This window comes from Spirillospora sp. NPDC048823 (assembly GCF_043198445.1).
Taxonomy (GTDB): Bacteria; Actinomycetota; Actinomycetes; order Streptosporangiales; family Streptosporangiaceae; genus Spirillospora.
In genome coordinates, this window is the sequence record NZ_JBICUT010000001.1 from 408,115 (window position 1) to 433,134 (window position 25,020).

The 25,020-nt window shown below is 72.3% G+C and carries 21 protein-coding genes; 12 read left to right on the plus strand and 9 right to left on the minus strand.

Annotated elements, in window-relative coordinates; translation table 11 throughout:
- Nucleotides 1–31 precede the first annotated feature (31 nt).
- Nucleotides 32–2,125, plus strand: a complete 2,094-nt coding sequence (gene glgX, locus ACGFK0_RS01665) for a glycogen debranching protein GlgX (RefSeq protein WP_392898525.1) — start codon at nt 32–34, stop codon at nt 2,123–2,125.
- A gap of 167 nt (nt 2,126–2,292) precedes the next feature.
- Here glgX and ACGFK0_RS01670 read toward each other — a convergent pair whose 3' ends face one another.
- The gene (locus ACGFK0_RS01670; RefSeq protein WP_392898528.1) at nt 2,293–2,730 is read right to left on the minus strand and encodes a hypothetical protein; all 438 of its coding nucleotides are present in this window, start codon (nt 2,728–2,730) and stop codon (nt 2,293–2,295) included.
- 118 nt (nt 2,731–2,848) lie between these two features.
- Between ACGFK0_RS01670 and ACGFK0_RS01675 the strand changes: the two genes are divergently transcribed.
- Complete coding sequence (locus ACGFK0_RS01675; protein ID WP_392898531.1) at nt 2,849–3,568, plus strand: pyrimidine reductase family protein; 720 nt, start codon at nt 2,849–2,851, stop codon at nt 3,566–3,568.
- Here ACGFK0_RS01675 and ACGFK0_RS01680 read toward each other — a convergent pair.
- A complete protein-coding gene (locus tag ACGFK0_RS01680) occupies nt 3,550–4,251 on the minus strand; it encodes a dihydrofolate reductase family protein (RefSeq protein ID WP_392898533.1) in 702 nt (233 codons plus the stop codon). The two genes, ACGFK0_RS01675 and ACGFK0_RS01680, sit on opposite strands and share 19 nt — an antisense overlap.
- Nucleotides 4,252–4,327: 76 nt before the next feature.
- Here ACGFK0_RS01680 and ACGFK0_RS01685 point away from each other — a divergent pair, with 76 nt between their 5' ends.
- Nucleotides 4,328–5,419: an ATP-dependent DNA ligase gene (locus ACGFK0_RS01685; RefSeq protein WP_392898535.1), complete on the plus strand. Its 1,092-nt coding sequence runs from the start codon at nt 4,328–4,330 to the stop codon at nt 5,417–5,419.
- A 108-nt stretch (nt 5,420–5,527) separates the two neighbouring features.
- Here ACGFK0_RS01685 and ACGFK0_RS01690 read toward each other — a convergent pair whose 3' ends face one another.
- Entirely contained in the window at nt 5,528–7,204 is a 1,677-nt protein-coding gene (locus tag ACGFK0_RS01690; RefSeq protein WP_392898538.1) for an alkaline phosphatase D family protein, read from the minus strand.
- A 217-nt stretch (nt 7,205–7,421) separates the two neighbouring features.
- On the opposite strand from ACGFK0_RS01690, the gene ACGFK0_RS01695 reads away from it, so the two are divergent.
- On the plus strand, nt 7,422–9,866 hold the full coding sequence (locus ACGFK0_RS01695; RefSeq protein ID WP_392898541.1) for a HelD family protein: 2,445 nt from the start codon (nt 7,422–7,424) through the stop codon (nt 9,864–9,866).
- A gap of 141 nt (nt 9,867–10,007) precedes the next feature.
- Nucleotides 10,008–11,948: a Xaa-Pro dipeptidyl-peptidase gene (locus tag ACGFK0_RS01700; protein ID WP_392898543.1), complete on the plus strand. Its 1,941-nt coding sequence runs from the start codon at nt 10,008–10,010 to the stop codon at nt 11,946–11,948.
- A 65-nt stretch (nt 11,949–12,013) separates the two neighbouring features.
- Here the strand turns inward: ACGFK0_RS01700 and ACGFK0_RS01705 are convergent, their stop codons facing one another.
- Nucleotides 12,014–13,099, minus strand: a complete 1,086-nt coding sequence (locus ACGFK0_RS01705; protein WP_392898545.1) for a DNA polymerase domain-containing protein — start codon at nt 13,097–13,099, stop codon at nt 12,014–12,016.
- A 65-nt stretch (nt 13,100–13,164) separates the two neighbouring features.
- Here ACGFK0_RS01705 and msrB point away from each other — a divergent pair, with 65 nt between their 5' ends.
- Nucleotides 13,165–13,566 carry a peptide-methionine (R)-S-oxide reductase MsrB gene (gene msrB, locus ACGFK0_RS01710; protein ID WP_392898548.1) on the plus strand — a complete coding sequence of 134 codons (402 nt, stop codon included), beginning with the start codon at nt 13,165–13,167 and terminating at the stop codon, nt 13,564–13,566.
- Nucleotides 13,567–13,625: 59 nt separating this feature from the next.
- A complete protein-coding gene (locus ACGFK0_RS01715; protein ID WP_392898550.1) occupies nt 13,626–14,243 on the plus strand; it encodes a TIGR04222 domain-containing membrane protein in 618 nt (205 codons plus the stop codon).
- Here the strand turns inward: ACGFK0_RS01715 and ACGFK0_RS01720 are convergent.
- From ACGFK0_RS01720 to hemG, 3 genes are all read right to left on the minus strand, one after another.
- Nucleotides 14,240–14,815, minus strand: a complete 576-nt coding sequence (locus ACGFK0_RS01720) for a hypothetical protein (protein ID WP_392898552.1) — start codon at nt 14,813–14,815, stop codon at nt 14,240–14,242. The genes ACGFK0_RS01715 and ACGFK0_RS01720 overlap by 4 nt on opposite strands.
- A gap of 90 nt (nt 14,816–14,905) precedes the next feature.
- Complete coding sequence (gene hemQ / locus ACGFK0_RS01725) at nt 14,906–15,604, minus strand: hydrogen peroxide-dependent heme synthase (protein ID WP_392898554.1); 699 nt, start codon at nt 15,602–15,604, stop codon at nt 14,906–14,908.
- Entirely contained in the window at nt 15,561–17,033 is a 1,473-nt protein-coding gene (gene hemG, locus ACGFK0_RS01730) for a protoporphyrinogen oxidase (RefSeq protein WP_392898557.1), read from the minus strand. Before hemG ends, hemQ begins: the two co-directional genes overlap by 44 nt.
- A gap of 153 nt (nt 17,034–17,186) precedes the next feature.
- Between hemG and ACGFK0_RS01735 the strand changes: the two genes are divergently transcribed.
- Together ACGFK0_RS01735 and ACGFK0_RS01740 are read left to right on the plus strand one after the other, a co-directional pair.
- A complete protein-coding gene (locus ACGFK0_RS01735) occupies nt 17,187–18,299 on the plus strand; it encodes a hypothetical protein (protein WP_392898560.1) in 1,113 nt (370 codons plus the stop codon).
- Nucleotides 18,300–18,418: 119 nt separating this feature from the next.
- Nucleotides 18,419–19,459 (plus strand): DUF4349 domain-containing protein, encoded by a 1,041-nt coding sequence (locus ACGFK0_RS01740; RefSeq protein WP_392898563.1) that lies wholly within the window; start codon nt 18,419–18,421, stop codon nt 19,457–19,459.
- A gap of 14 nt (nt 19,460–19,473) precedes the next feature.
- Here ACGFK0_RS01740 and hemE read toward each other — a convergent pair whose 3' ends face one another.
- Complete coding sequence (gene hemE, locus ACGFK0_RS01745; RefSeq protein ID WP_392899581.1) at nt 19,474–20,490, minus strand: uroporphyrinogen decarboxylase; 1,017 nt, start codon at nt 20,488–20,490, stop codon at nt 19,474–19,476.
- A gap of 323 nt (nt 20,491–20,813) precedes the next feature.
- Here hemE and ACGFK0_RS01750 point away from each other — a divergent pair, with 323 nt between their 5' ends.
- The 3 genes from ACGFK0_RS01750 to ACGFK0_RS01760 all read left to right on the plus strand — a co-directional run bounded on the left by ACGFK0_RS01750 (nt 20,814) and on the right by ACGFK0_RS01760 (nt 23,221).
- Nucleotides 20,814–21,008 (plus strand): hypothetical protein, encoded by a 195-nt coding sequence (locus ACGFK0_RS01750; RefSeq protein WP_392898565.1) that lies wholly within the window; start codon nt 20,814–20,816, stop codon nt 21,006–21,008.
- A gap of 130 nt (nt 21,009–21,138) precedes the next feature.
- The gene (locus ACGFK0_RS01755) at nt 21,139–21,696 is read left to right on the plus strand and encodes a DUF3000 domain-containing protein (protein ID WP_392898568.1); all 558 of its coding nucleotides are present in this window, start codon (nt 21,139–21,141) and stop codon (nt 21,694–21,696) included.
- A 325-nt stretch (nt 21,697–22,021) separates the two neighbouring features.
- Nucleotides 22,022–23,221 (plus strand): HRDC domain-containing protein, encoded by a 1,200-nt coding sequence (locus ACGFK0_RS01760; RefSeq protein WP_392899584.1) that lies wholly within the window; start codon nt 22,022–22,024, stop codon nt 23,219–23,221.
- 73 nt (nt 23,222–23,294) lie between these two features.
- Here the strand turns inward: ACGFK0_RS01760 and ACGFK0_RS01765 are convergent, their stop codons facing one another.
- Nucleotides 23,295–24,899 carry a long-chain-fatty-acid--CoA ligase gene (locus tag ACGFK0_RS01765; protein ID WP_392898571.1) on the minus strand — a complete coding sequence of 535 codons (1,605 nt, stop codon included), beginning with the start codon at nt 24,897–24,899 and terminating at the stop codon, nt 23,295–23,297.
- Nucleotides 24,900–25,020: the final 121 nt, after the last annotated feature.

Sequence of the window (25,020 nt, forward strand, 5' to 3'; positions counted from 1 at the left end):
GGCGAGGATGGACCGGCCGAGGAGATGGAACATGCGGGAGGTTTGGCCCGGGGAGCCCTATCCGCTGGGCGCCACCTGGGACGGGACCGGCACGAACTTCGCGCTGTTCTCGGAGGTGGCCCGGCGGGTCGAGCTGTGCCTGTTCGACGCCGGCGGGCGCGAGACGCGGCGGGAACTGCCCGAGGTGGACGGGTTCGTCTGGCACGGCTACCTGCCCGGCGTCGGCCCCGGCCAGCGGTACGGGTACCGGGTGCACGGGCCGTTCGACCCGCGCGGCGGGCACCGCTGCAACCCGTCCAAGCTGCTGCTCGACCCGTACGGCAAGGCCTTCGAGGGCGAAGTCCGCTGGCACGAGTCGCTGTTCTCCTACCGGTTCGACGACCCCGACGCGCTCAACGAGGACGACAGCGCCCCGTACATGCCGAAGAACGTGGTGATCAACCCGTTCTTCGACTGGGCGGACGACCGGCCGCCGCGCGTCCCGTACCACGAGAGCGTCATCTACGAGGCGCACGTGAAGGGCCTGACGAAGCTGCACCCGGGCATCCCCGAAGAGCAGCGCGGCACGTACGCGGGCCTGGCGCACCCGGTGATGATCGACCATCTGCTCGACCTCGGCGTGACCGCCGTGGAACTCATGCCGGTGCACCAGTCGATCCCCGAGCACGCGCTGGTGGCGCGGGGCCTCGACAACTACTGGGGCTACAACACGATCGGGTTCTTCGCCCCGCACAACGCCTTCGGCTCGTCCGGGCAGTACGGCGAGCAGGTGCTGGAGTTCAAGGCGATGGTCCGCTCCCTGCACGAGGCGGGCATCGAGGTCATCCTGGACGTCGTCTACAACCACACCGCCGAAGGCGACCACCTGGGGCCGACGCTGTCGTTCCGCGGCATCGACAACGCGTCCTACTACCGGCTCCGCGATGACGACAAGCGCTACCACCTCGACTACACCGGCTGCGGCAACTCCCTGAACGTCCGCAACCCGCACGCGCTGCAGCTCATCATGGACTCGCTGCGCTACTGGATCCTGGAGATGCACGTCGACGGCTTCCGCTTCGACCTCGCCTCCGCGCTGGCCCGCGAACTCCACGACGTCGACCGGCTCGCCGCGTTCTTCGACCTCGTCCAGCAGGACCCGGTCGTCTCGCAGGTGAAGCTGATCGCCGAACCGTGGGACGTCGGCGAGGGCGGCTACCAGGTCGGCAACTTCCCGCCGCTGTGGACGGAGTGGAACGGCAAGTACCGCGACACCGTCCGCGACTTCTGGCGCGGCTCCTACGCGACGATGCCGGAGTTCGCGTCCCGCCTGACCGGCTCGTCCGACCTGTACGAGCACAGCGCGCGGCGCCCGTTCGCGTCCATCAACTTCGTCACCTGCCACGACGGGTTCACGCTGACCGACCTGGTCTCCTACGACCACAAGCACAACGACGCCAACGGCGAGGACAACCGCGACGGCACCGACGACAACCGGTCGTGGAACTGCGGCACGGAAGGCCCTGCCCGCGACCCGGCGATCCTGGCGTTGCGCGCCCGCCAGCGCCGCAACTTCCTGGCGACCCTCTTCCTCTCCCAGGGCGTGCCGATGCTCTCCCACGGCGACGAGCTGGGCCGCACCCAGAAGGGCAACAACAACGCCTACTGCCAGGACAACGAGATCGCCTGGGTGCACTGGGAGGACTCCGCCGACATGGAGTTCGTCCGGACCCTGTCGCGGCTGCGGCACGACCATCCCGTGTTCCGCCGCCGCCGCTTCTTCACCGGGAGGGGCACCGGCGCCGCCGCCGACATCGCGTGGCTGACGCCCGCCGGCGAGAGCATGACCGACCACGACTGGAACGTCGGCTTCGCCAAATCCCTCGGCGTCTTCCTCAACGGCGACGCCATCACCGAACCCGACCCGCGCGGCCGCCGGGTCCGCGACGACTCGTTCCTCCTCCTCATCAACGCCGGCTCCGACCCCGTCGAGTTCGCCCTCCCCGGCGGCGAGTACGGCGAACGCTGGGAGTTCACCCTCGACACCGCCGAACCCGGCACGGTCGGGGAACGCCCCCGCGTCAAGGCCCGCGACACGGTGACGGTCACCGACCGCGCCCTCACCGTCCTCCGCAGACTCCCCTAGCCCTACGCCCGGTGCGGTGGCGTCGGCGGGATCCGTCCAGGCGGCCGAGGCCGGACGGCTGCTCGGTGCGTCCGCCGCGGCGCGGCGGACGGTCCCGGTGCCTCTGGCCCGTCCGAACAGGCGGAGATCGACCGCATCGCGGCGGCGACCCGGTTCGGCGGCCGGCGTTAGGCGCGGGTCACTTCGATGGCGCTGAAGAAGACCAGGACGAACGTCGTGACGGCGAGCGTGCCGTGGACGGCCACGGCGGCGGCGGGGAAGTCCTGGTCCGCGCCGCGGGCGTGGCGGCCGTGGCGGCCGCCGCGTCCGACGAGCCAGCGGGTGAGCAGCATGAACCCCTGGACGGTGACGACCAGCAGCGCGGCGAACGCGAGCCAGGCGTACGCGGCCCGCCCGGTGACCAGGTAGGCGATCCAGATGACGAGCCCGGCGGTGCCGGCGAGGGGATGTCCCGCCACGACCAGGGCCGGGAACCGTGTCACCTTCGCCGAAGGCCCCCCGCCGGACATCCAGTTGATCAACAGGTAGGCGCCCGCGCCGGCGGCCAGGACCCACGCGCCCAAAGCGGCGAACTCCAACCCCCGCTCCTTCCATGAGATTCTCATCCCCGTCCCCGGCCCCAGTGTGGCCTCCGGACCCTCCCGCCATGACGAATTCGTCCAGATTGATGCGCGGACCGTCGTCCGCGTGGGGCGGCCGGGGCTGGAGTAGCTTGGGTCTCCTATGCGGACCCTTTCCCCGGAGGCCGGCGACGCCGACCTCCGCGAGCGCTACGCCTACCCGCCGGAGGGCCTGTGGCTGCGGGCCAACATGGTCGCCAGCCTGGACGGGGCGGCGCAGCGCGACGAGCGCAGCGGCGGTCTCGGCAATCCCGCCGACCGGCACCTGTTCCTGCTGCTGCGCGGCCTCGCCGACGTGGTCATCGTCGGCGCCAACACGGTGCGCGCCGAGGGCTACGGGCCGGTCAAGCCGAGCGAGGGCTGGGACGGCGTCCGGGACGGGCGCACCCCCGTCCCGCCGCTGGCGATCGTCTCGCGCACCCTCGACCTGGACTTCGACGCGCCGATCTTCACCGAGGCGAAGGCCAGGACGATCGTGCTGGCGACCGCCACCGCCGACCCGGCCCGGCTGGAGGCCGCACGGGAGCGCGCCGACGTCATCCTCGCCGGGGAGGACTCGCTCGACTTCGCCGCCGCCGTCGGGGAACTCGCGGCGCGCGGCCACAGGCGCCTCCTGTGCGAGGGCGGTCCGGGCGTCCTCGCGCAGGTGGTGGCGGCCGGGCTGCTCGACGAGCTGTGCCTCACGCTGAGCCCGCTGCTGCTCGGCGGGCATCCGACGCGGATCCTGGACGGGCCGCCCGTCCCCGTCCCGCCGGAGCTGACCCTCGCCCACGCCCTGCAGGACGAGGATTTCCTCTTCCTGCGTTACAGCCGCAGCCGGTAGCGGACGAACAGCACGCCTTCGTCCAGGTACAGGGCCGTGGGGTCGAGCGGCACCTCGGTTCGCAGGCCGTCCAGGAGGCGGGTGTGGCCGGGGCCGCCGAGGAGGGTCGGGGCGATGTTGAGGCACAGTTCGTCGACGAGGGACGCGCGGATCAGCGCGGTCGCCAGGGAGGGGCCTCCCTCGCAGAGGAGACGCTCGTAGCCGAGGTCTTCGCGGAGCGTCCTGACGGCGGCGGGAAGGTCGACGTCGTCCTCGCCTGCATCGACCACCTGGATGTGGCTCGGAACCCTGCTCCGGACGTTCTGTGATGTCACGACGATGGTGGGGGTCTCGGCCTGGGTGAAGAGCGGGAGCGTCCAGTCGAGGTCCAGGGAGCGGCTCACCACGACTATGGGGGCGGGCGGGCCGCCGCGGCGCGCGCGCAGATCGGCGCGTAGGCGGGCGGGTCCGAGTCTTCCCGTACGGACGGTCGCGGCCCCCACGAGGATCGCGTCGGCGAGGGCCCGCAGGGTCCGGAAGACGCGGAAGTCGGCGTCGCCGCCGAGGGCGTCCGTCCAACCCTCGGCGTCGGTGACGGAGCCGTCCACGCTCATCACCATGCCGAGGCGGAGCGCCGGCGCGTCCCCGTAGGCGTCGAACGGGTCGATGCCCGCGACGGCGGGCTCGGGCAGCAGACGGCGCATGACCTGCACGCTATCCAACGGCCGTTTTGCGCCCGCGGGATGTCCTTTTGTCGGTGCCGGGGCGCAAGATGGGGGCATGGACCTGCCGATCAGCCCGCCGCTGCCGCCGATGCTGGCCAAGGCGGTCAAGACCATGCCCAAGGGCGACCTGCTGTACGAACCGAAGTGGGACGGCTTCCGCTGCATCGTGTTCCGCGACGGCGACGAAGTGGAACTGTCCAGCCGCGGCGAGCGGCCGCTCACCCGCTACTTCCCCGAGCTGGTCGAGGCGGTGAAACGCGAGCTGCCCGAGCGGTGCGTGGTGGACGGCGAGATCGTCCTGCCGAAGGGGGCGCGCCTCGACTTCGACGGCCTCCAGCAGCGCATCCACCCGGCCGCGTCGCGCATCAGGCTGCTGTCGGAGCAGACCCCGGTGTCGTTCGTGGCGTTCGACCTGCTGGCCCTCGGCGACGAGTCGCTGCTGGAGGTGCCGCTCGGCGAGCGGCGGCGGCGCCTCGTCGACACCCTCTCCGGGGTGCGGGCGCCGGTCTACGTGACGCCGGCGTCCGACTCCTACGACCTGGCGCTCCGGTGGTTCGACGAGTTCGAGGGCGCCGGGCTGGACGGCGTCATCGCCAAGCCGCGCGACACCGCGTACGAACCCGACAAGCGCGTCCTGTTCAAGGTCAAGCACGAGCGGACCGCCGACTGCGTGGTGGCGGGCTTCCGCTGGCACAAGTCCGGGCCGATCATCGGGTCGCTGCTGCTCGGGCTCTACAACGCCGAGGGGAAGCTCCAGCATGTCGGGGTGGCGGCCTCGTTCACGATGAAGCGCCGCGCCGAGCTGGTGGAGGAGCTGCAGCCGTACCGGCTGGAGGATCTGGCGGAGCACCCGTGGGCGGAGTGGGCGCAGCAGAGCGAGGCGACCGTCGACCGGATGCCGGGCGCGGTGTCCCGGTGGACGGGCAAGAAGGACCTCAGCTGGGTGCCGCTGCGTCCCGACCTGGTCGTCGAGGTGGCCTACGAGGCGATGGAGGGCGAGCGGTTCCGGCACACCGCCCGCTTCCGCAACTGGCGGCCCGACCGCAAGCCCGGCTCCTGTACGTACGAGCAGCTCGAAGTCCCGGTGGCCTATGACTTGAGCGACATCTTCAGCGGCGGAGCAACGAACGCACGGGTCGACCTCTGAAGACCAGGACGGCGCCGGGGGGTGCCCACGCGACTGCGGGGCACCCCCCGGCGTGTGCGGGGAGCACCGATGAGCTCACTCACCATGGCCGGGACATGAGTCGGGGCGTCAGGGCTGGGTCTCGTTCTCGATGGTCTGCCGGATGATCTCCTGGTCCGGCCGGGCCGACATCTTCGCCGACGCGTAGGGCCGCAGGTAGGTCTGGTTGACGCCGGGGACGCGGTCCTCGATGACGAACGTCGCCTTGACGGACGCCTCCGCGCCCGGCGTCCGGACGTAGGGCAGCGTCGTGAAGTCGGCCTTCATCTCGTCCTTGCCCATCTTCGTGATCACGTAGCCGCGCTGGTTGTTGTAGAAGCGCAGGTGCGGGTTGATCTCGAGGAAGGGGTGGTCGGCGGGGTCGGAGTCCCGGCCGTCTCCGGTGCTGCTGATGGACGTGCACACCAGCTCGGCGCCGACGGTCCTGGAGTCCGGGTCGTCGTAGTCGGCCTTCAGGTCGCTCGCCCAGTGGGCGTGGACGTCGCCGGTGAGCACGACGGGGTTGCGCACCCCGGCGTCCAGCCAGCCCTTGGTGATGCGGTCACGGGACGCGACGTAACCGTCCCACCCGTCCATCGACGTCTTCTTCACGGGGCCGGCGGTGTTGTCGCGCTGCGCGAAGAACACCTGCTGGCCGAGGACGTCCCAGCGGGCGCGGGACCGGCGGAAGCCGTCGAGCAGCCACCTCTCCTGCGCGTCGCCGGTGATGGAGCGCTTCGGGTCGGCGGCCTCCGGGCAGTCCTTGTAGCCGTCGCCGCAGCTCTGGTCGTCCCGGAACTGGCGGGTGTCGAGCATGTGGAAGTTGGCGAGCCGGCCCCACTGGATCCGCCGGTAGAGCTGCATGTCCGGGCCCTTGGGGAGCGAGCGGCGGCGCAGCGGCATGTTCTCGTAGTAGGCCTGGAACGCGGCGGCGCGGCGTGCGCGGAACGCCTCGTGGGACGGGGTGTCGGAGTTGTTCTCGGGGATGTCGTCGGCCCAGTTGTTCTCGATCTCGTGGTCGTCGAACACGACGAGCCACGGCGCGGCCTCGTGGGCGGCCTGCAGGTCGCGGTCGGACTTGTACTGGGCGTGCCGCTGCCGGTAGTTCGCCAGAGTGACGGTCTCGGGGCCGTCGTGGTCGCGGACGTTGCCGCCGGGGCTGTTGTAGACGCCCTTCTTGTACTCGTACTGGTAGTCGCCGAGATGCAGGATCAGGTCGGGGTTCTCCTCGGCGAGCCGCCGGTATGCCGTGAAGTAGCCGTGTTCGAACTGGGAGCACGACACGAAGCCCATCGCCAGGGCGGGACCGAAGGTGGCCGGGTGCGGGGCGGTGCGCGTCCGTCCGGCCGGGGAGACGTGGTCGCCGGCGCGGAAGCGGTACCAGTAGTCGCGGCCGGGGCGCAGGCCGTTCAGCTCGACGTGGACGGAGTGGGCGCCGCTCGGCCGGGCCGCGGCGGTGCCGCGCCGTTCGATGCGGCGGAAGCGCTCGTCGGTCGAGACCTCCCACCGCACCGGGATCGTGCGGTCCGGCATCCCGCCGAGGCCGTCCTCGGCGAGGGGGTTCAGGGCGAGCCTGGTCCAGAGGACGAACCCGTCGTGGTCGGGGTCGCCGGACGCGACGCCGAGGGTGAACGGGTCGCCGGGCAGGGGCCGCGGGCGGGGGGCGGCGTTGGCAGGGAGGGGGGCGGCGGTCACGGCGGCGGCGGTGGCGAGTCCACCGGCGACGAGCAGCGTTCGCCGGTTGATCGGGTGTGCGGTGTCGGCCATGGAGAAAGCGACCTTTCGGAGGTTCCGGCAACGACTGCCGGAAAGCCTCACCACGGCCGGTGACCCCCAGGTACCGCGCGGGTGACATCCGCTACAACAACGATGATCTTTTGGGAGCGAGCTAGAAGATCATGCGCGGCGAGAAGAACGGATGGTAGGGTAGCGACTTACGAGTTGCGCACAGAAATTCCATCCTGAAAAGGAGTGTACCCGAGGCATGGGACTCCGTCAAGCCGACGCTGTCAACCCGGAACGGGATGAAAAAGCGCGTAAGTCCGCGATGCTCGCCGAACAGGAGTACGTGTCCCGCGTGTACGCACGGCTCGACGTCGAACGGGCGAAGGCCGAGGCCGCGCTGCGCGAAGGGCCCGCCACGGGCGGCGGCGGCGCGTTCCAGGCAAGGGTGGAGAGCGCCGTCGCCACCGACGAGGCGGCCCGCCGCCTGGCCGGGCTCGGCGGCGTCGAGCACGGCCTGTGCTTCGGCCGCGTCGACCACCGCGCGGACGCCGACGGCCCCGGCGACACGTTCTACATCGGCCGCATCGGCCTCCGCGACGAGGACCGCGAGCCGATGCTGATCGACTGGCGCGCCGCCGCCGCCCGCCCCTTCTACACCGCCACCCCCGGCGCACCCGGTACCCTCGCACGCCGCCGCCACCTGCACCTGCGCCGCCGCGAGGTCGTCCGGCTGGACGACGAGGTGTTCGACCTGGAGGGCCTGGACGAGTCCGAACGCGGCGGCATCGTCGGCGAGGCCGCCCTCCTCGCCACCCTCCGCCGCGGCCGGACGGGCCGCATGAGCGACGTCGTCGCCACCATCCAGGAGGAACAGGACCAGGTCATCCGTTCAGGCCTGCAGGGCGTCCTCGTCGTCCAGGGCGGCCCGGGCACCGGCAAGACGGTCGCCGCCCTGCACCGGGCCGCGTACCTCCTCTACACGCACCGGGACGTCCTCGAACGGCGCGGAGTGCTCGTCGTCGGCCCGAACGCCACGTTCCTCCGCTACATCGAGCAGGTACTTCCCGGCCTGGGCGAAACAGACGTCGCCCTCGCCACCGTCGGTGAGCTCTACCCCGGCCTCAAGGCAACCGCCACCGAAACCCCGGCGGTCGCCGTCGTCAAGGGCGACCTGCGCATGGCAGACCTGGTGCAGGCGGCCGTCCACGACCGGCAGCGCGTCCCCGCTGAGGGCCTCCACATCGAAACCGACGGCCTCACCCTGGTCGTGGACGCCGAAAAGTGCGAGGAGATCCGCGACCGTGCCCGCGCCATGCGCCTCCCCCACAACGTCCAGCGGCGCCGCTTCGTCCATGACGTCCTGGAGGCCCTCGCCATCAACAGGGCCGAGCAGTACGACCGCATCATGGACGAGCCCCTGGAAGAGATCGCCAAGAACGGCGGCCTCCCCGGCTGGCTCCAGGAACTCATCGACGAGGCCGAAGACGAACCCCTCCTGGACGAAACAGACCTGCGCCTGGCCAAGGAGGCCCTCTGGCAGGATCCCGCCGTCCAGTCCGCCCTCAACGAGCTCTGGCCCGAGCTGACACCCGAGCAGCTCCTGACCGACCTCTACGCCGCACCAGACGCCCTGGCCCGGGCGGGCGCGCAGGCCGGCCTCGACGGCGCGCTCCTTCACCGTCCCCCCAACGCCCCGTGGACGATCTCGGACATCCCCCTCCTGGACGAGGCGGCCGAACTCCTCGGCAAGGACGACTCCGCCGACAAGGCCCGCCTGCGCGCCGCCGAAGCCGCCCGCGCCCAGGAGGAGCTGTACGCCCGCGAGGTCATCGAATCCGCCGGCCCGGCGGAACGCGACAGGCTCTCCGCCGCCGACCTGCTCTCCGCCGCCGAACTGGCCGAACGCCACCACGACGACGGCCCGCCGCTCACCACCGCGCAGCGCGCCATCGCCGACCGCGAATGGGCGTACGGGCACGTGATCGTGGACGAGGCCCAGGAGCTGTCCGAGATGGCCTGGCGCACCGTCATGCGGCGCGTCCCGACCCGTTCCCTCACCGTCGTCGGCGACATCGCCCAGACCGGCAGCGCCGCCGGCGCCGCGTCCTGGGGCCAGATGCTCGACCGGTACGTCCCGGGCCGCTGGCGCGAGCAGCGTCTCCTGGTCAACTACCGCACCCCCGCCGCCATCATGAGGGTCGCCGCCGACGTCCTCGCCGCCGTCGCCCCCGGCCAGACCCCACCCGAACCCGTCCGCGACGACGGCCCCCCGCCCGCGGCGATCGCGATGCCGGTCACCGGACTCCCCACCCTCATCGAATCCGAACTGTCCCTCGTCACCGGAGGGACCCCCGACGACATCGGCGGCGCCTTCAAGGAGGGCCGCCTCGCCGTCATCACGTCCGCCGCCCGCCACGCCGCCGTCCTGGACGCCCTCCCGGACGCCGCCGCCGGCGCGACCCCGGAGGCCCTCGACTCCCCCGCCGTCGTCCTGACCGCCGAAGAGGCCAAGGGCCTGGAGTTCGACTCCGTCATCGTCGTCGACCCGTCCGGCATCCTCACCGAGTCCCCCAAGGGCGGCCAGGACCTCTACGTGGCCCTGACCCGGGCCACCCGCCGCCTGACCCTCATCCACGACAACGACCTCCCGCCCCTCCTCGCAGGCCTGGAGCAGGCGGGCCGGGAAGGCAACGGCAGGAGATGACCAAATCCGGCGCGAGTTCGTCGCGCGCCGCTCTTTACCCGGAGTCCGGGGGCGAGGAGCGTGTGCCCCCGTAGAGATCATTTTCCGATTTCCGGGAGGTGCGGGTTGGCCAGGCGATCCCTGAGACGAACCCGGCGGACGATGACGGTGGCCGTGCTGACCGGCGCGGCGATGACCGCGGCGGGCGGCGGTGCGGCGGCGCTGGCCCAGACGTCCCCCAAGATCGTGGTGAAGGGCGGCGCGACCCAGCCGGTCTTCTCCTACGAGGACGCGATCCGCGAGCACGTGTACGTCGAGTCCAGCGTGGACAGCGACCGTGACGGCGAACTCGACCGCGTCAACGTGGACATCATCCGGCCCAAGGAGACCGAGAACGGCCTCAAGGTGCCGGTGATCATGGATGAGAGCCCGTACTACGACAACGCGGGACGCGGCAACGAGAGCGAGCGCAAGACCTACGACGCCGACGGGAACCCGGTGAAGTTCCCCCTGTTCTACGACAACTACTTCGTCCCCCGCGGCTACGCGTTCCTCGCCGTCGACATGGTGGGGACGACCCGTTCCGACGGCTGCCCCGTCAGCGGCGGGCCGACCGACGTCCTCGGCGGCAAGGCCGTGGTGGACTGGCTGAACGGCCGCGCGAAGGCGTACCGGGCGGACGGCAGCCCGGTGGAGGCGGACTGGACCACCGGCCGCACCGCCATGATCGGCAAGTCGTACGACGGCACCCTGGCCAACGGCGTCGCCGCGACCGGGGTCGAGGGGCTGGAGACGATCGTCCCGATCGCCGCGATCAGCAGCTGGTACGACTACAGCCGCATGAACGGCGTGCGGTACTGGACGGACGAGCAGCCCTGGCTCGCGGGCTACGTCGACACCGACCCGCCGGAGAAGTGCGCCGCCGTCAACGCCGGCCTCGACGAGGGCGAGGACGACGCGACCGGCGACTACAACGCGTACTGGAAGACCGCCGACTACCGGCGCGGCACGATCGCCCGCGCGTCCCGCGTCCGGGCGAGCGTGTTCGCGGTCCACGGCGTCAACGACCTCAACGTGAAGGACAACCACTTCGCGCTGTGGTGGGACGCCCTCGCCCGGCACGGCGTGCAGCGCAAGGTGTGGCTGACGCAGCGCGGCCACGTCGACCCGTTCGACTTCCGGCGCGACCACTGGGTGGCGACCCTGCACAAGTGGTTCGACCACGAGCTGCACAAGATCCGCAACGGTGTGATGGACGAGCCGCGCGCCGACATCGAGACCGGCCCCGAACGGTGGATCACCCAGTCGAACTGGCCGTCCCGCGACGCCCGCGACATCACCCTGCGGCCCGGCGAGGACGGCACCCTCGGCCTGAAGCGCGCCCCGGAGGGGGCGACCGCCGCGTTCACCGACGCTCCCGGCCCGCGCGGCGGGGGCCACCCGGAGAGCGCGATGGTGAGCGACCCGACGGTGGAGCAGCCGTTCCGGGCCGCGTTCGTCTCGGGCCCGCTGCCGAGGACCGGACGGCTGTCCGGGACGCCCGAGGCGCGGCTCAGGATCAAGCTGGACAAGCCGACGTCCAACGTCACCGCGCTGCTCGTCGACTACGGCGAGGACACCCGCGTGGACCATCTCGGCCCGGGCTCGGGCATCCGCACCCTCGACACCGAGGACTGCCACGGTGAGAGCACCCCCGCCGACGACGCCTGCTACCGGCAGACCGAGGTCACGACGGTCACCTCACCGGTGAACGTGGTCGCCCGCGGCTGGCTCGACGCCCAGAACCACCGGTCGCTGAGCCACCCCAGACCGCTGGAGCCGGGCCGGTACTACGACGTCCGGTGGGAGACGCTCAGCCAGGAGTACCTGCTGAAGAAGGGCCACCGCCTGGCGCTGGTCCTGGCCGGCACGGACGCCGACTACAACACCGAGACGCCCACGGGCACCAAGGTCACGGTGGATCTGCGCGGCAGTTCCATCAGCATCCCCGTGGTCGTCGGCGCGGAGGAGCCGGCCGCCATGGTCGCCCCGCCGCAGCCCGAAACCACGTGGCGCGGGCCGTCCGACGTCACCCTCCCCGTCCAGGAGCGCAGGTTCTACTGATCCCGCGCCGGGCCCGCCGCACCACCCGAGCGGCGGGCCCCTGACCATACGGCGCCGGGGCCTCGTCAGGGATGGTTGTCGGTGTCCTTGCTGGGCTGGACGCGTTTCGGCTCGCCGGGCATTTTCGGATAGTTCGGCGGGTACGGCATGTCGCCGAGGCCGTGGTCCTGCTCGTCACGGTCGGCCAGGTCGAGGAGGCCGTCGAGGGAGAACGACTCGTCGTCGATGGACGCGTGCAGGTCGCCGAGTTCGGCGAAGCGGGCGGGCATCGTGGCGATGGTGAAGTCGCGGGGGTCGACGTCGGGCAGCTCGTCCCATGTCACGGGGGCCGAGACGGGGGCGTGCGGGGCCGGGCGGACGCTGTAGGCCGACGCGATCGTCCGGTCGCGGGCGTTCTGGTTGTAGTCGATGAAGATCTGCTCGCCGCGTTCCTCCTTCCACCATTTGGTGGTGACCTCGGCGGGAGCGCGGCGCTCCACCTCGCGGCCGAACGCGAGGGCGGCGCGGCGGACCTGGGTGAACGTCCAGCGCGGCTCGATGCGGACGTAGACGTGCACGCCGCCCTTGCCGGACGTCTTGACGTAGCCGGTGTAGCCCAGCTCGGACAGCAGGTCGCGGGCCGGGCCGAGCGCGACGCGGACGGCGTCGGAGAAGTCGGTGCCGGGCTGCGGGTCGAAGTCGATGCGCAGCTCGTCCGGGTGGTCGACGTCGCCCTTGCGGACGGGCCACGGGTGGAACGTCAGCGTTCCGAGGTTCGCGGCCCATGCGATCACGGCGGCCTCGGTGGGGCACACCTCGTCGGCGGAGCGGCCGCTGGGGAACGCGATCCGGGCGGTCTGCACCCAGTCGGGGGCGCCCTTGGGGATGCGCTTCTGGTAGAACGCGTCGGACTTGCCGGCGCCCGCGCCCATCTGGCCGCGGGCGTAGTCCTCCCGGGTGGCCATGCGGGCGCCCTCGAACACGCCGGCGGGCCAGCGCTCCAGCGTCGTCGGCCGGTTCCGGGTGGCGCGGACGATGCCCTCGCCCACGGCCAGGTAGTACTCCACCAGCTGCCGCTTGGTGTAGCCGTGCTCAGGGAAGTAGACCTTGTCGGGGTTGGTCACCTTGACGAGCCGATCCCCGACCGGGATCTCGATGAAGGGCGAGGCCATGACGGCACGTTAACCCACGGGCACGACAGTCCCCCGGAACGCCCCCGCCGGGTACCTTCGAAGGCATGGACAAGATCCGCAAAAGCGAGGATGAGTGGCGGGCCCGGCTCAGCCCGGAGGAGTTCCACGTGCTGCGGGAGGCGGGCACCGAGAAGCCGTTCACCGGCGAGTACACCGACACCAAGACCGTCGGGGTGTACCGGTGCCGCGCCTGCGGGACGGAGCTGTTCCGTTCGGCGACGAAGTTCGAGAGCCACTGCGGCTGGCCGTCGTTCTTCGAGCCGTCCGACTCCGAAGCGGTCACGCTGATCGAGGACCGCTCGCTCGGGATGGCCCGCACGGAGGTGCGGTGCGCGGTGTGCGACTCGCACCTGGGGCACGTGTTCCACGGCGAGGGCTACGACACCCCCACCGACGACCGCTACTGCATCAACTCGATCTCGCTCACCCTCGAACCCGCCGAGTAGGCAACCGGTACCGGCCCTCGGACGTCTCATGGACGACGCCATACCGCATGGGGGTCTCCATGAGCGAGTCCGGTCCCGACGAGTTGGGTCTCTACGAAGTCGCCCTGCTGTGCGGCGGGCGAGAGCGGGTCGCGCAGACGGCGCTGCTGGCCCTGTACGAGGCGCGCCGCATCAGAATCGGCCGGGGGACCCGGCGGGTCAGGGTCGTCCGGGATGAGTCCGACGACGCGGTGCAGGCCGCCGTCCTGGCGGAGATCCCCGACGTCGGGCGGCTGCTGGGCCAGGTGATCGCCGCGGCCGCCAAGGCGCCGCAGACGCGTGCCGCCGGGGACGGGCTGCGCGCGGCAGGGCTCCTGCGCGGCGGGCGGCTCCGTCCGACCCGCCGGGGCCGGGCGCTGCGCCGCCGCCTCGCGGACGAGCCCGGTACGTCCGGCCCCGAGCGCCTCGCCGCGCTCGGGCCGGCCGGAGTCGAGGACGCCTGGATCCGGGAGATCCTGGAGGCCGGCGACCCGAAGCCGATCAAGCTTCCGCGCAGCCGGGTGCGCGGCCACCGGTACAGCGGCAGCACGGCCGGCCATTACTACGGCGCGGAAGGCGCGGCCGACGGTGACGGCGGCGGCTACGACAGCGGCGGCTTCGACAGCGGCGGGGGCGGGGGCGGGGGCGGGGGGTTCTAGCGGGTCTCGCCGACCTCGCAGTCGTCCTTGTCGCTCTGCTTGTTGGCGAGGACGACGCTGCCGTTGCCGTCGCTCGTGCCGTGGACGAAGACGCGGGGCTCGTCGTCGCCGCCGTCGCGCAGGAACTCGGTCGTCCACTTGCACAGGTCGAGTGCCGGTTCGGAGTTCTCGTCCCCCTCGCCCAGGTCGGTGTAGACGCGGACGAACCGGCCGCTGCGGCGGACGTCGGTGACGTGCTTGACGACCTCGTCGTCCGGGTCCCTGGTCTCCAGGTAGGGCACCGCGTCGGGGATCTCGTCCGGGTCGCCGGCGGCCGCGGCCGTCTCCTGCGGTGCCGGTGAGGCGGCACCGGTGCGGGCGATGGCGGCGCGGGAGCCGGCGCCCGAGCCGCCGGTCAGCGTCAGCGCGGCGCCCGCGAGCGCCGCCGCCACCGTGAGCGCCGTCGCCGCCGCGGCCAGCCGGCGGCGCCGCGACTCCCGCAGCGACGCGGTCAGACGGTTCCAGCGGATCTCGATCCGGGACGGCGGCCGCGCGTGCCGTCCACGGGAATGCCTGGCGGGAGACTTGGTCACGGACGGCACCCTACTCAGGTTCCACCTCGTCCCAAGGCGGGTTGGCGATGTCCTCGGACAGGCTTGACGCCGTCCGAGGACAGGCGGGCCCTAGACGAGGTCGGCGACGAGTTCGGCGACCGGCTTGCGGCGGCCGGTGTAGAACGGGATCTCCTCGCGGGTGTACAGCCGCGCCTTCGCGCCGCGCAGGTGGCGCATCAGGTCGACGATGCGGTGCAGTTCGTCGGCCTCGAACGCCAGCATCCACTCGTAGTCGCCGAGCGCGAACGACGAGACCGTGTTGGCCCGGACGTCGGGATAGTCGCGCGCCATCTTGCCGTGCTCGGCGAGCATCGCGCGGCGCTCCTCGTCCGGCAGCAGGTACCACTCGTAGGAGCGCACGAACGGGTAGACGCACACGTAGGCGCGCGGCTCCTCGTCGGCGAGGAACGCCGGGATGTGGCTCTTGTTGAACTCCGCCGGGCGGTGCAGCGCCATCTGCGACCACACCGGTTCGCTGGCGCGGCCCAGCGCCGTGCGGCGGAACCGGGTGTAGACCTCCTGCAGGTCGTCCGACGTGGGCGCGTGCCACCAGAACATGTAGTCGGCGTCGGCGCGCAGCCCGGCGACGTCGTAGACGCCGCGGGTGGTCACGTCCTTCTGGCCCGCCTGGTCGAGGAGGGCCTGGACTTCGGCCGCGTCCTGCTCACCGAGCGTGCCCGGGTTCGCGACCCGGAAGACAGACCACATGGTGTAGCGGATGACGTTATTGAGTTCGCGTGCCTTCGGCTTGCCCGCCGGCTGCGTCATGGTCTGCTCCTTCTCGGCTGCGCAGATGGTCCAGTACCCGGGCGGCCGCCGCGCGTGCCGAGGCGATGCACGCGGGGATGCCCAGGCCGTCGTAGGCCGCGCCCGCGACGGCGAGCCCCGGCTCCCCGGCGACCGCGGACCGGACCCTGGCCACGCGGTCGGCGTGGCCAACGTTGTACTGCGGGAGGCCGCCGCCCCACCGGGTCACCCGTGTCTCGGCGGGCAGTTCGGTGACGCCGCACGTCGCGGCGAGCTCGGCCATCGCGGCGGCGGTCAGCTCCGCGTCGGTCCGCTGGAGCAGGTGCTCCTCGCCGAACCGCCCGATGGAGCAGCGCACCGCGATGACGTCGGGGTCACGGTCGCGCAGATGAGGCCATTTTACCGAGCTGAACGTGACGGCCTTGACCCCCCGCCCGCCGTTCTCCGGCGCGCTCTCCACGGCGGGGACGAGGTAGCCGCTGCCCTTAGGGAGCCGCGGGAACGCGGTGGCCCGGTAAGCGAGCGTGATGATCGCCATGCCGGCGTACTCGATGCCCTCCAGTTCCCGGGCGGCGGCCGGGACGTCGTCCTTGAGCAGCCGGGACGCGGGCGCCGCGGGCACCGCGATCAGCACGGCGCCGGCGTCGAGGTACTCCGGGTCGCGGGTGGGGCCGATGGTCAGCCGCCATCCGTCCGGGCCGCGGCGCAGTTCGCGGACCATGGCGCCGGTCCGGACCGTCCCTCCGGCGGCGGCGACGTCGTCGGCGACGAGGTGCGGGAGCGCGCCGAGGCCGTCCGGCAGGGTGGCGAACACGGGGCCGGGGTCCTTGGGCGCGGCGTCCCGGATGCCCTGGACGGCGTGGAGCAGCGAGCGGTGCGTGCGCGCGGAGGCGGCGACGGCGGGCAGCGTCGAGTCGAACGAGAGCCGCTCGACGAGACCCGCGTAGACGCCGCCGAGCAGCGGTTCGACGAGGCGGTCGACGACCTCGCGGCCGACGCGGGCGCCGATGTAGTCGGCGACGGACACGTCGGCGCCGCGCGGCGTCCCGGGCAGGACGAGGTCGAGCGGGACGCGCGCCAGCCCGGCCGGGGACAGCACCCGGGAGGCGGCCAGCGCCCGCAGGTCGGACGGGACGCCCATGACCTGCCCGGACGGGATCGCGCGCAGTGCGCCGCGGCTGAAGATCGCCGAGGAGGTGGTGCCGGGGTTGACGAGATCGCCGAGGCGGCCGAGGTCTCCGACCAGGTCCAGGCCCTCGGGACGGCGGGCGAGCATCGACTCGGCGCCCTCGTCCACCGGGATCCCGGCGATCTCACTGACCCGCAGCTTGCCGCCGATGTGGGGAGAGCCCTCCAGGACGGTCACCCGCACGCCGGCGCGGGCGAGGACGCGCGCGGCGGCGAGACCCGCGATGCCGGCCCCGACGACGACGGCATGGGACCTGTTCATGCCCACCAGCCTCCCAGACGCTCCAGGAAACCGTGCACCGGGTCGGGGCGACGCGGCGGGCTTCGGGTGCGGTCTCCCCGCCGGCTCCCGGTCGCGGAGTTCGTGGCCGGATTGACAAGACCTCCCGCACCGCGCCAGTGAATACTGGCATACATGATCTCCTGGAAGTCTCCACTCCTGGGCGCCGGCGCGATCGCCGCCGCCACCGTGCTGGCCGCCGGACTCGCCGCCCCCGCCTCCGCCGCGGCGCGGGGCGGCTTCGAGCGGGTGCCGCTGCCGTTCTTCTGGCCGAACAACAACCTCTACGACGTCGCGGCCGCCTCCCCCGACAGCGTGTGGATCGCCGGAAACCAGGGCGAGCTGGTCATTCCCGGCCCCATCCCGGGGACGGGCACGCTCATCCACGGAAACCCGGTCGTGCGCCGGTGGAAGAACGGCGGCTGGACGGAGTACGACCTCCAGGGCCTGGCCGGTCGCGGCACGATCATGGACGTCGACGCCGTCGGCCCCGAGGACGTGTGGATCACCGGCCCCGCGTACGGCTCCGGCGACACGGCGACCACCTACCTGGCGCATTTCACCGGCTCCGCCTTCACCCGGGTGGCGCTGCCCCCGGGCACAGACCGCGCCGACCTGCAGGCCCGCGCGTCCGGTGTGTGGCTCAGCACGGCCACCGACGTCCACCGCCGGACAGGCGGCACGTGGACGCACGTGACCGCCATCCCCGAAATGGAGCAGGACACCACCCATATCCGCGCCGATGACGACATCTGGGTCCTCGGCTCCGCCTCCCGGGAGGACCGGGCCCTCATCGCCCGGCACTGGGACGGGCGGTCCTGGCGGACCGTCCCGATGAACCTGCCGTCCGGGAACGATGCCGGCATCACCGACATGGTCGCGGTGTCACCCATGGACGCGTGGGCCATCGGCTTCGCATCTCCCGGCGCACCCGGCTCGCCCGTCCTGACGCACTGGGACGGAACCGCCTGGACGACCGTCACACCGCCCGCCGGCCTCAACAGCTTCAACAGGATCGTCCAGGGAGAGGACGGGACGCTCTGGATCATCGGGCACGCGGCCGACGAGCCCGCCAAGCCCGGCCTGCTCCGGTACAGCGGCGGGACCTGGGAGCGGGTGCCGACCACCGCCGTGCCGAACCGGAGCACCATCAACGCGACGGCGCTGGCCGTCGTCCCCGGCACGGGCGCCCTGTGGACGCTCGGCCCCGTCAACATCGGCGGCCCCGTCGTCCTCACCGACGGCTGAGCTCCCACGGTGGATCACGGCCCGAGCAGGGGCCGGGCCGTGACCCCCGCGTGCCTTTTTCGTGCCCGGATCGCGATGGGCCCGGGGAACGGTGATTTGTATCACCACGTCCAAGCCTCATGCGGATAGCGAGAAGCGTCAGGCACGCGACATGCGCGTTCATCGTCCTCCTGCTCGCCGGAATGCTGGCCGCCTGCGGGGGAAGTGACGGCGCGTCCGACGAATCCGGGTCCGCGGGCGGGACGGCCGCCCGGGCGCCGGCCGCCACGAGCGACGGCCGCGGCCAGGCGGGAGAGACGGCCGACGAGTGGGGGTCCGGAGGCGGCCGGGAGCCGGGGACCCGGACGAAGCCGCAGGCGCCCCTGGCCGCCGCGCGCGAGGTCATCCACTCGGCGGAGCTCCGGGTCAGGGCCGATGACGTCGACGCGTCCGCCGCCAAGGCCAAGCAGATGGTCACCGGGGCGGGCGGCTACATCGAGCGCGAGTCCAGCAGCACCGAGCCGTCGCCCCGCGCGGAGATCGCGCTGAAGATCCCGTCCGACCGCTACACCGACCTGCTGAACCGGCTCGGGACGCAGCTCGGGACCAGGCTGTCGCTGCGCCAGGAGGCCGAGGACGTCACCGGCGAGGTCGCCGACGTCGAGGCGCGGGTGCGCTCCGCGGAGGCCGCGCTCACCTCGTTCCGCAAGCTGTACGAGAAGGCGAACTCCATCGACGAGATCATCAACCTCGAAGGGGAGATCGCGGAGCGGGAGTCCGACCTGGAGTCGCTCCAGGCGCGCCAGAAGTCGCTCCAGCACCGCACCCGGTTCGCGACGGTGACCGTGACCCTGGTGGGCAAGTCCGCGCCGGCCGAGGAACCCAACGACGAGTCCGGCGGGTTCCTCGGCGGACTGCAGAGCGGCTGGGGGGCCTTCACGGCGTTCGCCGGAGGCGTCGCCACCGTGGTCGGCTGGCTCCTGCCGTTCCTCGTCACCGCCGCCGTGCTGGGCCTTCCGGTGCTGGCCTTCCGGCGTCGCCTCCGCGGCCGACTCCGGCGGGGAACCGCCCCGGCGGGCGGCGGCACCGGGCCGCACCCGGAGCCCGAGCCTGAGAGGGCCGCCGTCGGCGCAGCCGGGAACCCCGCGGAAGCGGGCCGGCCGGCCCCCCCGCCCGAGTAGGGCGTCCGGCGCGGCTAGCGCGTGTCCTCGGTGCTCGCCTCGTGGACGAGGTCCGCGAGGCGGGCCAGCACGTCCGGGTCCGTGGACGGCAGGACGCCGTGGCCCAGGTTGAAGATGTGCCCCTCGGCGGTGCGGCCCCGCGCCAGCACGTCGCGGGCGCGGCGCTCCACCGTCTCCCACGGCGCGAACAGGATCGCCGGGTCGAGGTTGCCCTGCAGCGCCTTGCCGGGCTCGACGCGGCTGACCGCCTCGTCCAGCGGCACCCGCCAGTCGACGCCGACGACGTCCGCGCCGGCCTCGCCCATCAGGCCGAGCAGCTCGCCCGTCCCGACGCCGAAGTGGATGCGCGGGACGCCGAGCGGCTCGATCTCGTCGAAGATGCGGCGCGCGTGCGGCAGCACCGATTCGCGGTAGTCCTGCGCGGAGACCGCGCCGGCCCACGAGTCGAAGACCTGCACGGCGCTCGCCCCGGCCGCGACCTGGACCTTCAGGAACGCGATCGTGAGGTCGGCCAGGCGGCCCATGAGGTCGGCCCACAGGTCGGGCTCGCCGTACATCATGGCCTTGGTGCGCTCGTGGTTCTTGGACGGGCCGCCCTCGATCAGATACGAGGCGAGCGTGAACGGGCCGCCCGCGAACCCGATCAGCGGCGTCGGCCCCAGCTCGCCGACCAGGCCCTCGACGGCCTCGGTCACGTACGGGACGTCGCCGGGTTCGAGGGGGCGCAGCGCCGCCATGCCCTCGGCGTCCCGGATCGGGTCGGCGATCACCGGCCCGACGCCCGGCTTGATGTCGAGGTCCACGCCGATGGCCTTGAGCGGCACCATGATGTCGCTGAAGAAGATCGCGGCGTCCACCGAGTACCGGCGCACCGGCTGCATCGTGATCTCGACGATCATCTCGGGGCGGGCGCAGGACTCCAGCATCGGGACGCCCTCGCGCAGCCGCAGGTACTCCGGCAGCGAACGCCCCGCCTGCCGCATGAACCACACGGGCGTGTGCGGCACCGGCCGCCGGCGGCAGGCCAGCAGGAACGGGCTCGTGGCGAGGCCGCCGTTGTCAGGCGGACTCGAAGCGACGTCGTCGGGACGGGCAGCGTCAGCGGTCACGTTGTGATGGTCCCACGAAACCCCGGTGACAGGGCACGGGGGTGGCACAGGACGGAAGCCGAGCGGAGCTCGTCGATTGAATGGTGGCGGGTGGTGGGTGGTGGGTGGGGGCTGGAGGACGGTGGCACGAACTTCCGGACACGCCGAGCGAAGTCCCGCATTCTGTCACCGGCGCGTGCGAACGTGATGCGTGTCATAGCCGAGGGAGGTCCCCCTTGTACTGCTCCACCTGCGGTGATGAACGTGTGTTCGAGCAGCCGCCATGTCCGGACGGTCACGGTGAGGAGTGCCCTGAGCGAGCGTGCATCGAGTGCGGCGCGGCCGTCCTGATCGGTTCGCCGCCACCCGCCCTGGCCGCCGCCCCGGCCATCACGACCGCCGCCGCCCCGGCGCGCGGAGCGGCCGCCGGCCGCGCCGCCAACGTGCGGGCCGTGGCCTGACCGGCCCGGCCCCCGAAACGAAACCTGTGCTGTGCCTGTTTCCCCTCCGCATCCTCTCGCCGCCCATGGCGGCGCCCCGCACCGGCATACCCGACCCGAGTCACACCCCCGCACCCAGGCCGGTCCACCTATGAACCCACCTGCCTTCCAGCGGGCCCAGGACACGCTGCGCGAGATCCTCGACGGCCCCGGCTTCCGGCCGGAACTCGACCTCGAGGACATGCCCGCGCCGCAGAGCCTGGCCCCGTACGCGGCGGCGATGTCCGGAAGCGTCTACCGCGACGACGACACCGAGGTCGCCATGGGCCGCCTCATCGTCCTGTACGACCCGGACGGCCGCAGCGGCTGGACGAACGGCTTCCGCATCGTCGCCTACATCCGCGCCGACCTGGAGCCCGACATCGCCGCCGAAGAGCTGATCGGCCCGGTCGCGTGGGACTGGCTCCTCGAGGCGCTGGAACCCGCCGGCTACGCGGACGTGTCTGGGACGATCACCCGCGCGGTGTCGGAGAGCTTCGGCGACAAACGCGGCGAGCCGTCCACCACCGAACTGGAGCTGCGCGCCTCCTGGTCGCCGACCGGCGAGGATCTCGCCGGGCACGTGACGGCCTGGTGCGAGGTGATGTGCACCACTGCGGGGCTGCCGCCGTCCGGTGTCGCCGCGCTGCCGAACGGTCCGGGCGGCTGAGCGACGTACGGTAGGGGACGTGAGCAGAGCGTCCGAAACCGAGGCGGCGGGGGAGAACACGGAAGAAGCGCACCTTTCTCGCCGGCCCGTGTCCCCGAGGCCCCGGTCGGACCGCCGACCCGAGGATGAAAAGGGTTCAGCAGGAGTGTCCGAAACGCGCGCCACCGGCCCCCAGGGGGATACCGGTACGGAGAAGACCACCGCCACGGGGCGGCCCGGGACCGTTCCAGCACAGCCCGCGGCAGCGCCCGGCCCGGCAGCGCCCCGCCCGGCGGAGCCCGGCACGGCGGAGGAGGAGGCCGGCACCGGTCCCCCGCCCGTTCCGCTGCTGGAACCGCGTGAGGGCGTCCCGTCGGTGGTCACCGAACCGGCCGAACTGGAACGTGTCATCGCGGCGTTCACCGCGGGCGGCGGCCCCGTCGCGGTCGACGCCGAGCGCGCCTCCGGTTACCGGTACGGCCAGCGCGCCTATCTGATCCAGCTGCGCCGCGCCGGCGCGGGCACCGCGCTGATCGACCCGATCGCCTGCCCCGACCTCTCCGTCCTGGACGCCGCGCTCGCCAACACCGAGATGGTGCTGCACGCCGCCAACCAGGACCTGCCGTGCCTGGCGGAGGTCGGTCTCCTCCCGCGGCGGCTGTTCGACACGGAGCTGGCCGGGCGGCTGCTCGGCTACCCGCGCGTCGGGCTCGGCTCCATGGTCGAGAACGTGCTGGGCTTCCAGCTGGAGAAAGGGCATTCGGCGGCCGACTGGTCGACGCGCCCCCTCCCGGAGGACTGGCTCCGCTACGCCGCCCTGGACGTCGAGCTGCTGGTCGATCTTCGCGACGCGCTGCAGGAGGAGCTGGAGTCGGCGGGCAAGCTGGAGTGGGCGCTGGAGGAGTTCACCGCGATTCTGGCGACGCCGCCGAAGCCGCCGCGTCCCGACCCGTGGCGCCGCACGTCCGGCATCCACCGCATCCGGAACCGGCGGGCGCTCGCCACCGTCCGCGAGGTGTGGGAGGCCCGCGACAAGATCGCCCGTGAGCGGGACCTGTCCCCCGGCCGGGTGCTGCAGGACGCCGCCATCATCGAGCTGGCGCAGAAGACCCCCAAGACGCCCGCCGAGCTGCAGGCGCTGCCCACGATGCGGGGACGCGGCGCCCGCCGGCACCAGTCGGCGTGGCTGCGCGCCGTGGCCCGCGCCCGCGACCTGTCCGACCGCGGGCTGCCCGAGTCCAACATCCCCGGCGACGGGCCGCCGCCCGCGCACCGCTGGGCAGACCGCGACCCGGAGGCCGCCAAGCGCCTCACCGCCGCCCGCGCCGTCGTCGCCGCGCTCGCCGACGAGCATTCGATGCCGTCGGAGAACCTCATGCAGCCCGACTCCGTCCGCCGGCTGGCCTGGACGCCGCCGGACGAGGCCTCCGCTTCGGCGATCGGCGCCGCGCTCCGCGACCTCGGCGCCCGCCGCTGGCAGGTCGAGCTCACCGCCCAGCCCATCGCCAGAGCGTTCTACCGCCTCGAATCCAAAGGCGACCTGTGAGCCGCCGGACGAGTCGCCCCGGGGAGTACGCCGTCCGCGGACGGGAGCGTGGTCCGCGAGCGGCGGCTACAGGTCAGCGCTCGCCGTAGAAGTCGGCGTACTCCTCGCGCAGGACCTTCTTGTCGAGTTTGCCGACACTGGTCATCGGCAGGTGGTCGACGACGAGGATCTCGTCGGGCAGCTGCCACTTGGCGAACGTGGCGGCCAGGTGGGTCCTGAGCCGGTCGAGGTCGACGTCGTGGCCGGGCTCGGGCACGACCAGGGCGACAGGGCGTTCTTGCCACCGGGGGTGCGGGGCGCCCACCACGGCGGCTTGGCGGACCGCGGGATGGCCCGCCAGGGCGTTCTCCAGGTCGATGGAGGAGATCCACTCCCCGCCGGACTTGATCACGTCCTTGAGCCGGTCGGTGATCTTCAGGTACCCCTCGGTGGTGATCACTCCCATGTCGCCGCTGCGCCAGTAGCCGCGGTGGAACTTGTCCGCGTCGTCGGACTTCCAGTAGCTCTCGGTGATCCACGGGCCCCGGATGCAGATCTCCCCCACCGACGTCCCGTCGTGGGGCAGGAAAGAGCCGTCGGCGCCCAGCAGCCGGACGTCCACACCGGCGACCGGCAGGCCCTGGGAGCGTTTGAGGTCCCAGAACTCCCGCTCACTCAGGCGCCCTTCCAGCGAGGGCTTGGGCCGGTTGGACGTGACCAGCGGCGTGGTCTCGGTGGCGCCGTACCCGTGGATGATCGAGGCGCCCGTCAGGTCGTGGTAGCCCTTGATCAGGCTCAGCGGCGGTTCGGTGGATCCTGAGATCATCCGCGCCCGGGACAGGTCCGGCGGCTCGGGCAGGGAGCGCAGGTACTCCAGCATCGGCGCGAAGATCGCCGGTGCCCCGTTGGTCACCGTGACCTCGTAGTCCACCATCGCGCGGGCCAGCACCCCGATCTCCTCGGCGGTGTAGCGCCCCGGCAGGACCACCCGCGCCCGCGCGTACACCGCCACCTGCGGCAGGCCCCAGCACTGGGCGTGGAACATCGGCGTCGTCAGCAGCACGTTGTCGTGGTCGCCCACCGCCTGGTCGGCCGCCCACATCATCGTGTGCAGCACGATCCCCCGATGGGAGTAGAACACCCCCTTGGGACGCCCCGTGGTGCCGGTGGTGTAGCACGCGCTGTAGGCCGAGGTCTCGTCGATCACCGGCCAGTCGAACTCGTCGCCCTGCCGGGCCAGCAGCGCCTCGTGGTCCACGGGATCCGGCAGCGAGGTTTCGATCTCCGCCAGCGGCCGGTCGCTCATCACCACCCAACGCCGCACCTGCGGGCACCGTGCCGCCAGCTCCTCGGCCTGCCCCAGCAGCGACTCGTCGACGCACACCACCGTGGCGCCCGCGTGGCGCACCACGTACGCGAGGTCGTCGGCGGCCAGCCGCAGGTTCATCTGCAACATCACGGCGCCGACCCCGGGGATCGCCCAGTACAGCTCGAAGTGCCGCAGGTGGTTCCAGTCCAGGACGCCCACCACGTCACCCGGACCCACGCCGATGCCGGCCAGCGCGTGCGCCGTTCGCGCCACCCGCCGCCACGTCGCCGCGTAGGACGTACGGTGCCAGTCGCCGGCCGCGTCCCGGAAGACGATCTCCTGCTCCGGATGGGTCACCACCGCCTGGCGGAACAGGTGCGTGGTGTTCAACTGGTAACTGTCCCCGTGCGTCGACGGGTGACCGGTCACGAGCTCGGACAAGGTGACACCTTCCTCCCCGGCGCGCGCCGGAACTGGAACGGGGGTCGTCCTGGACTTCGGACAGCAGCGC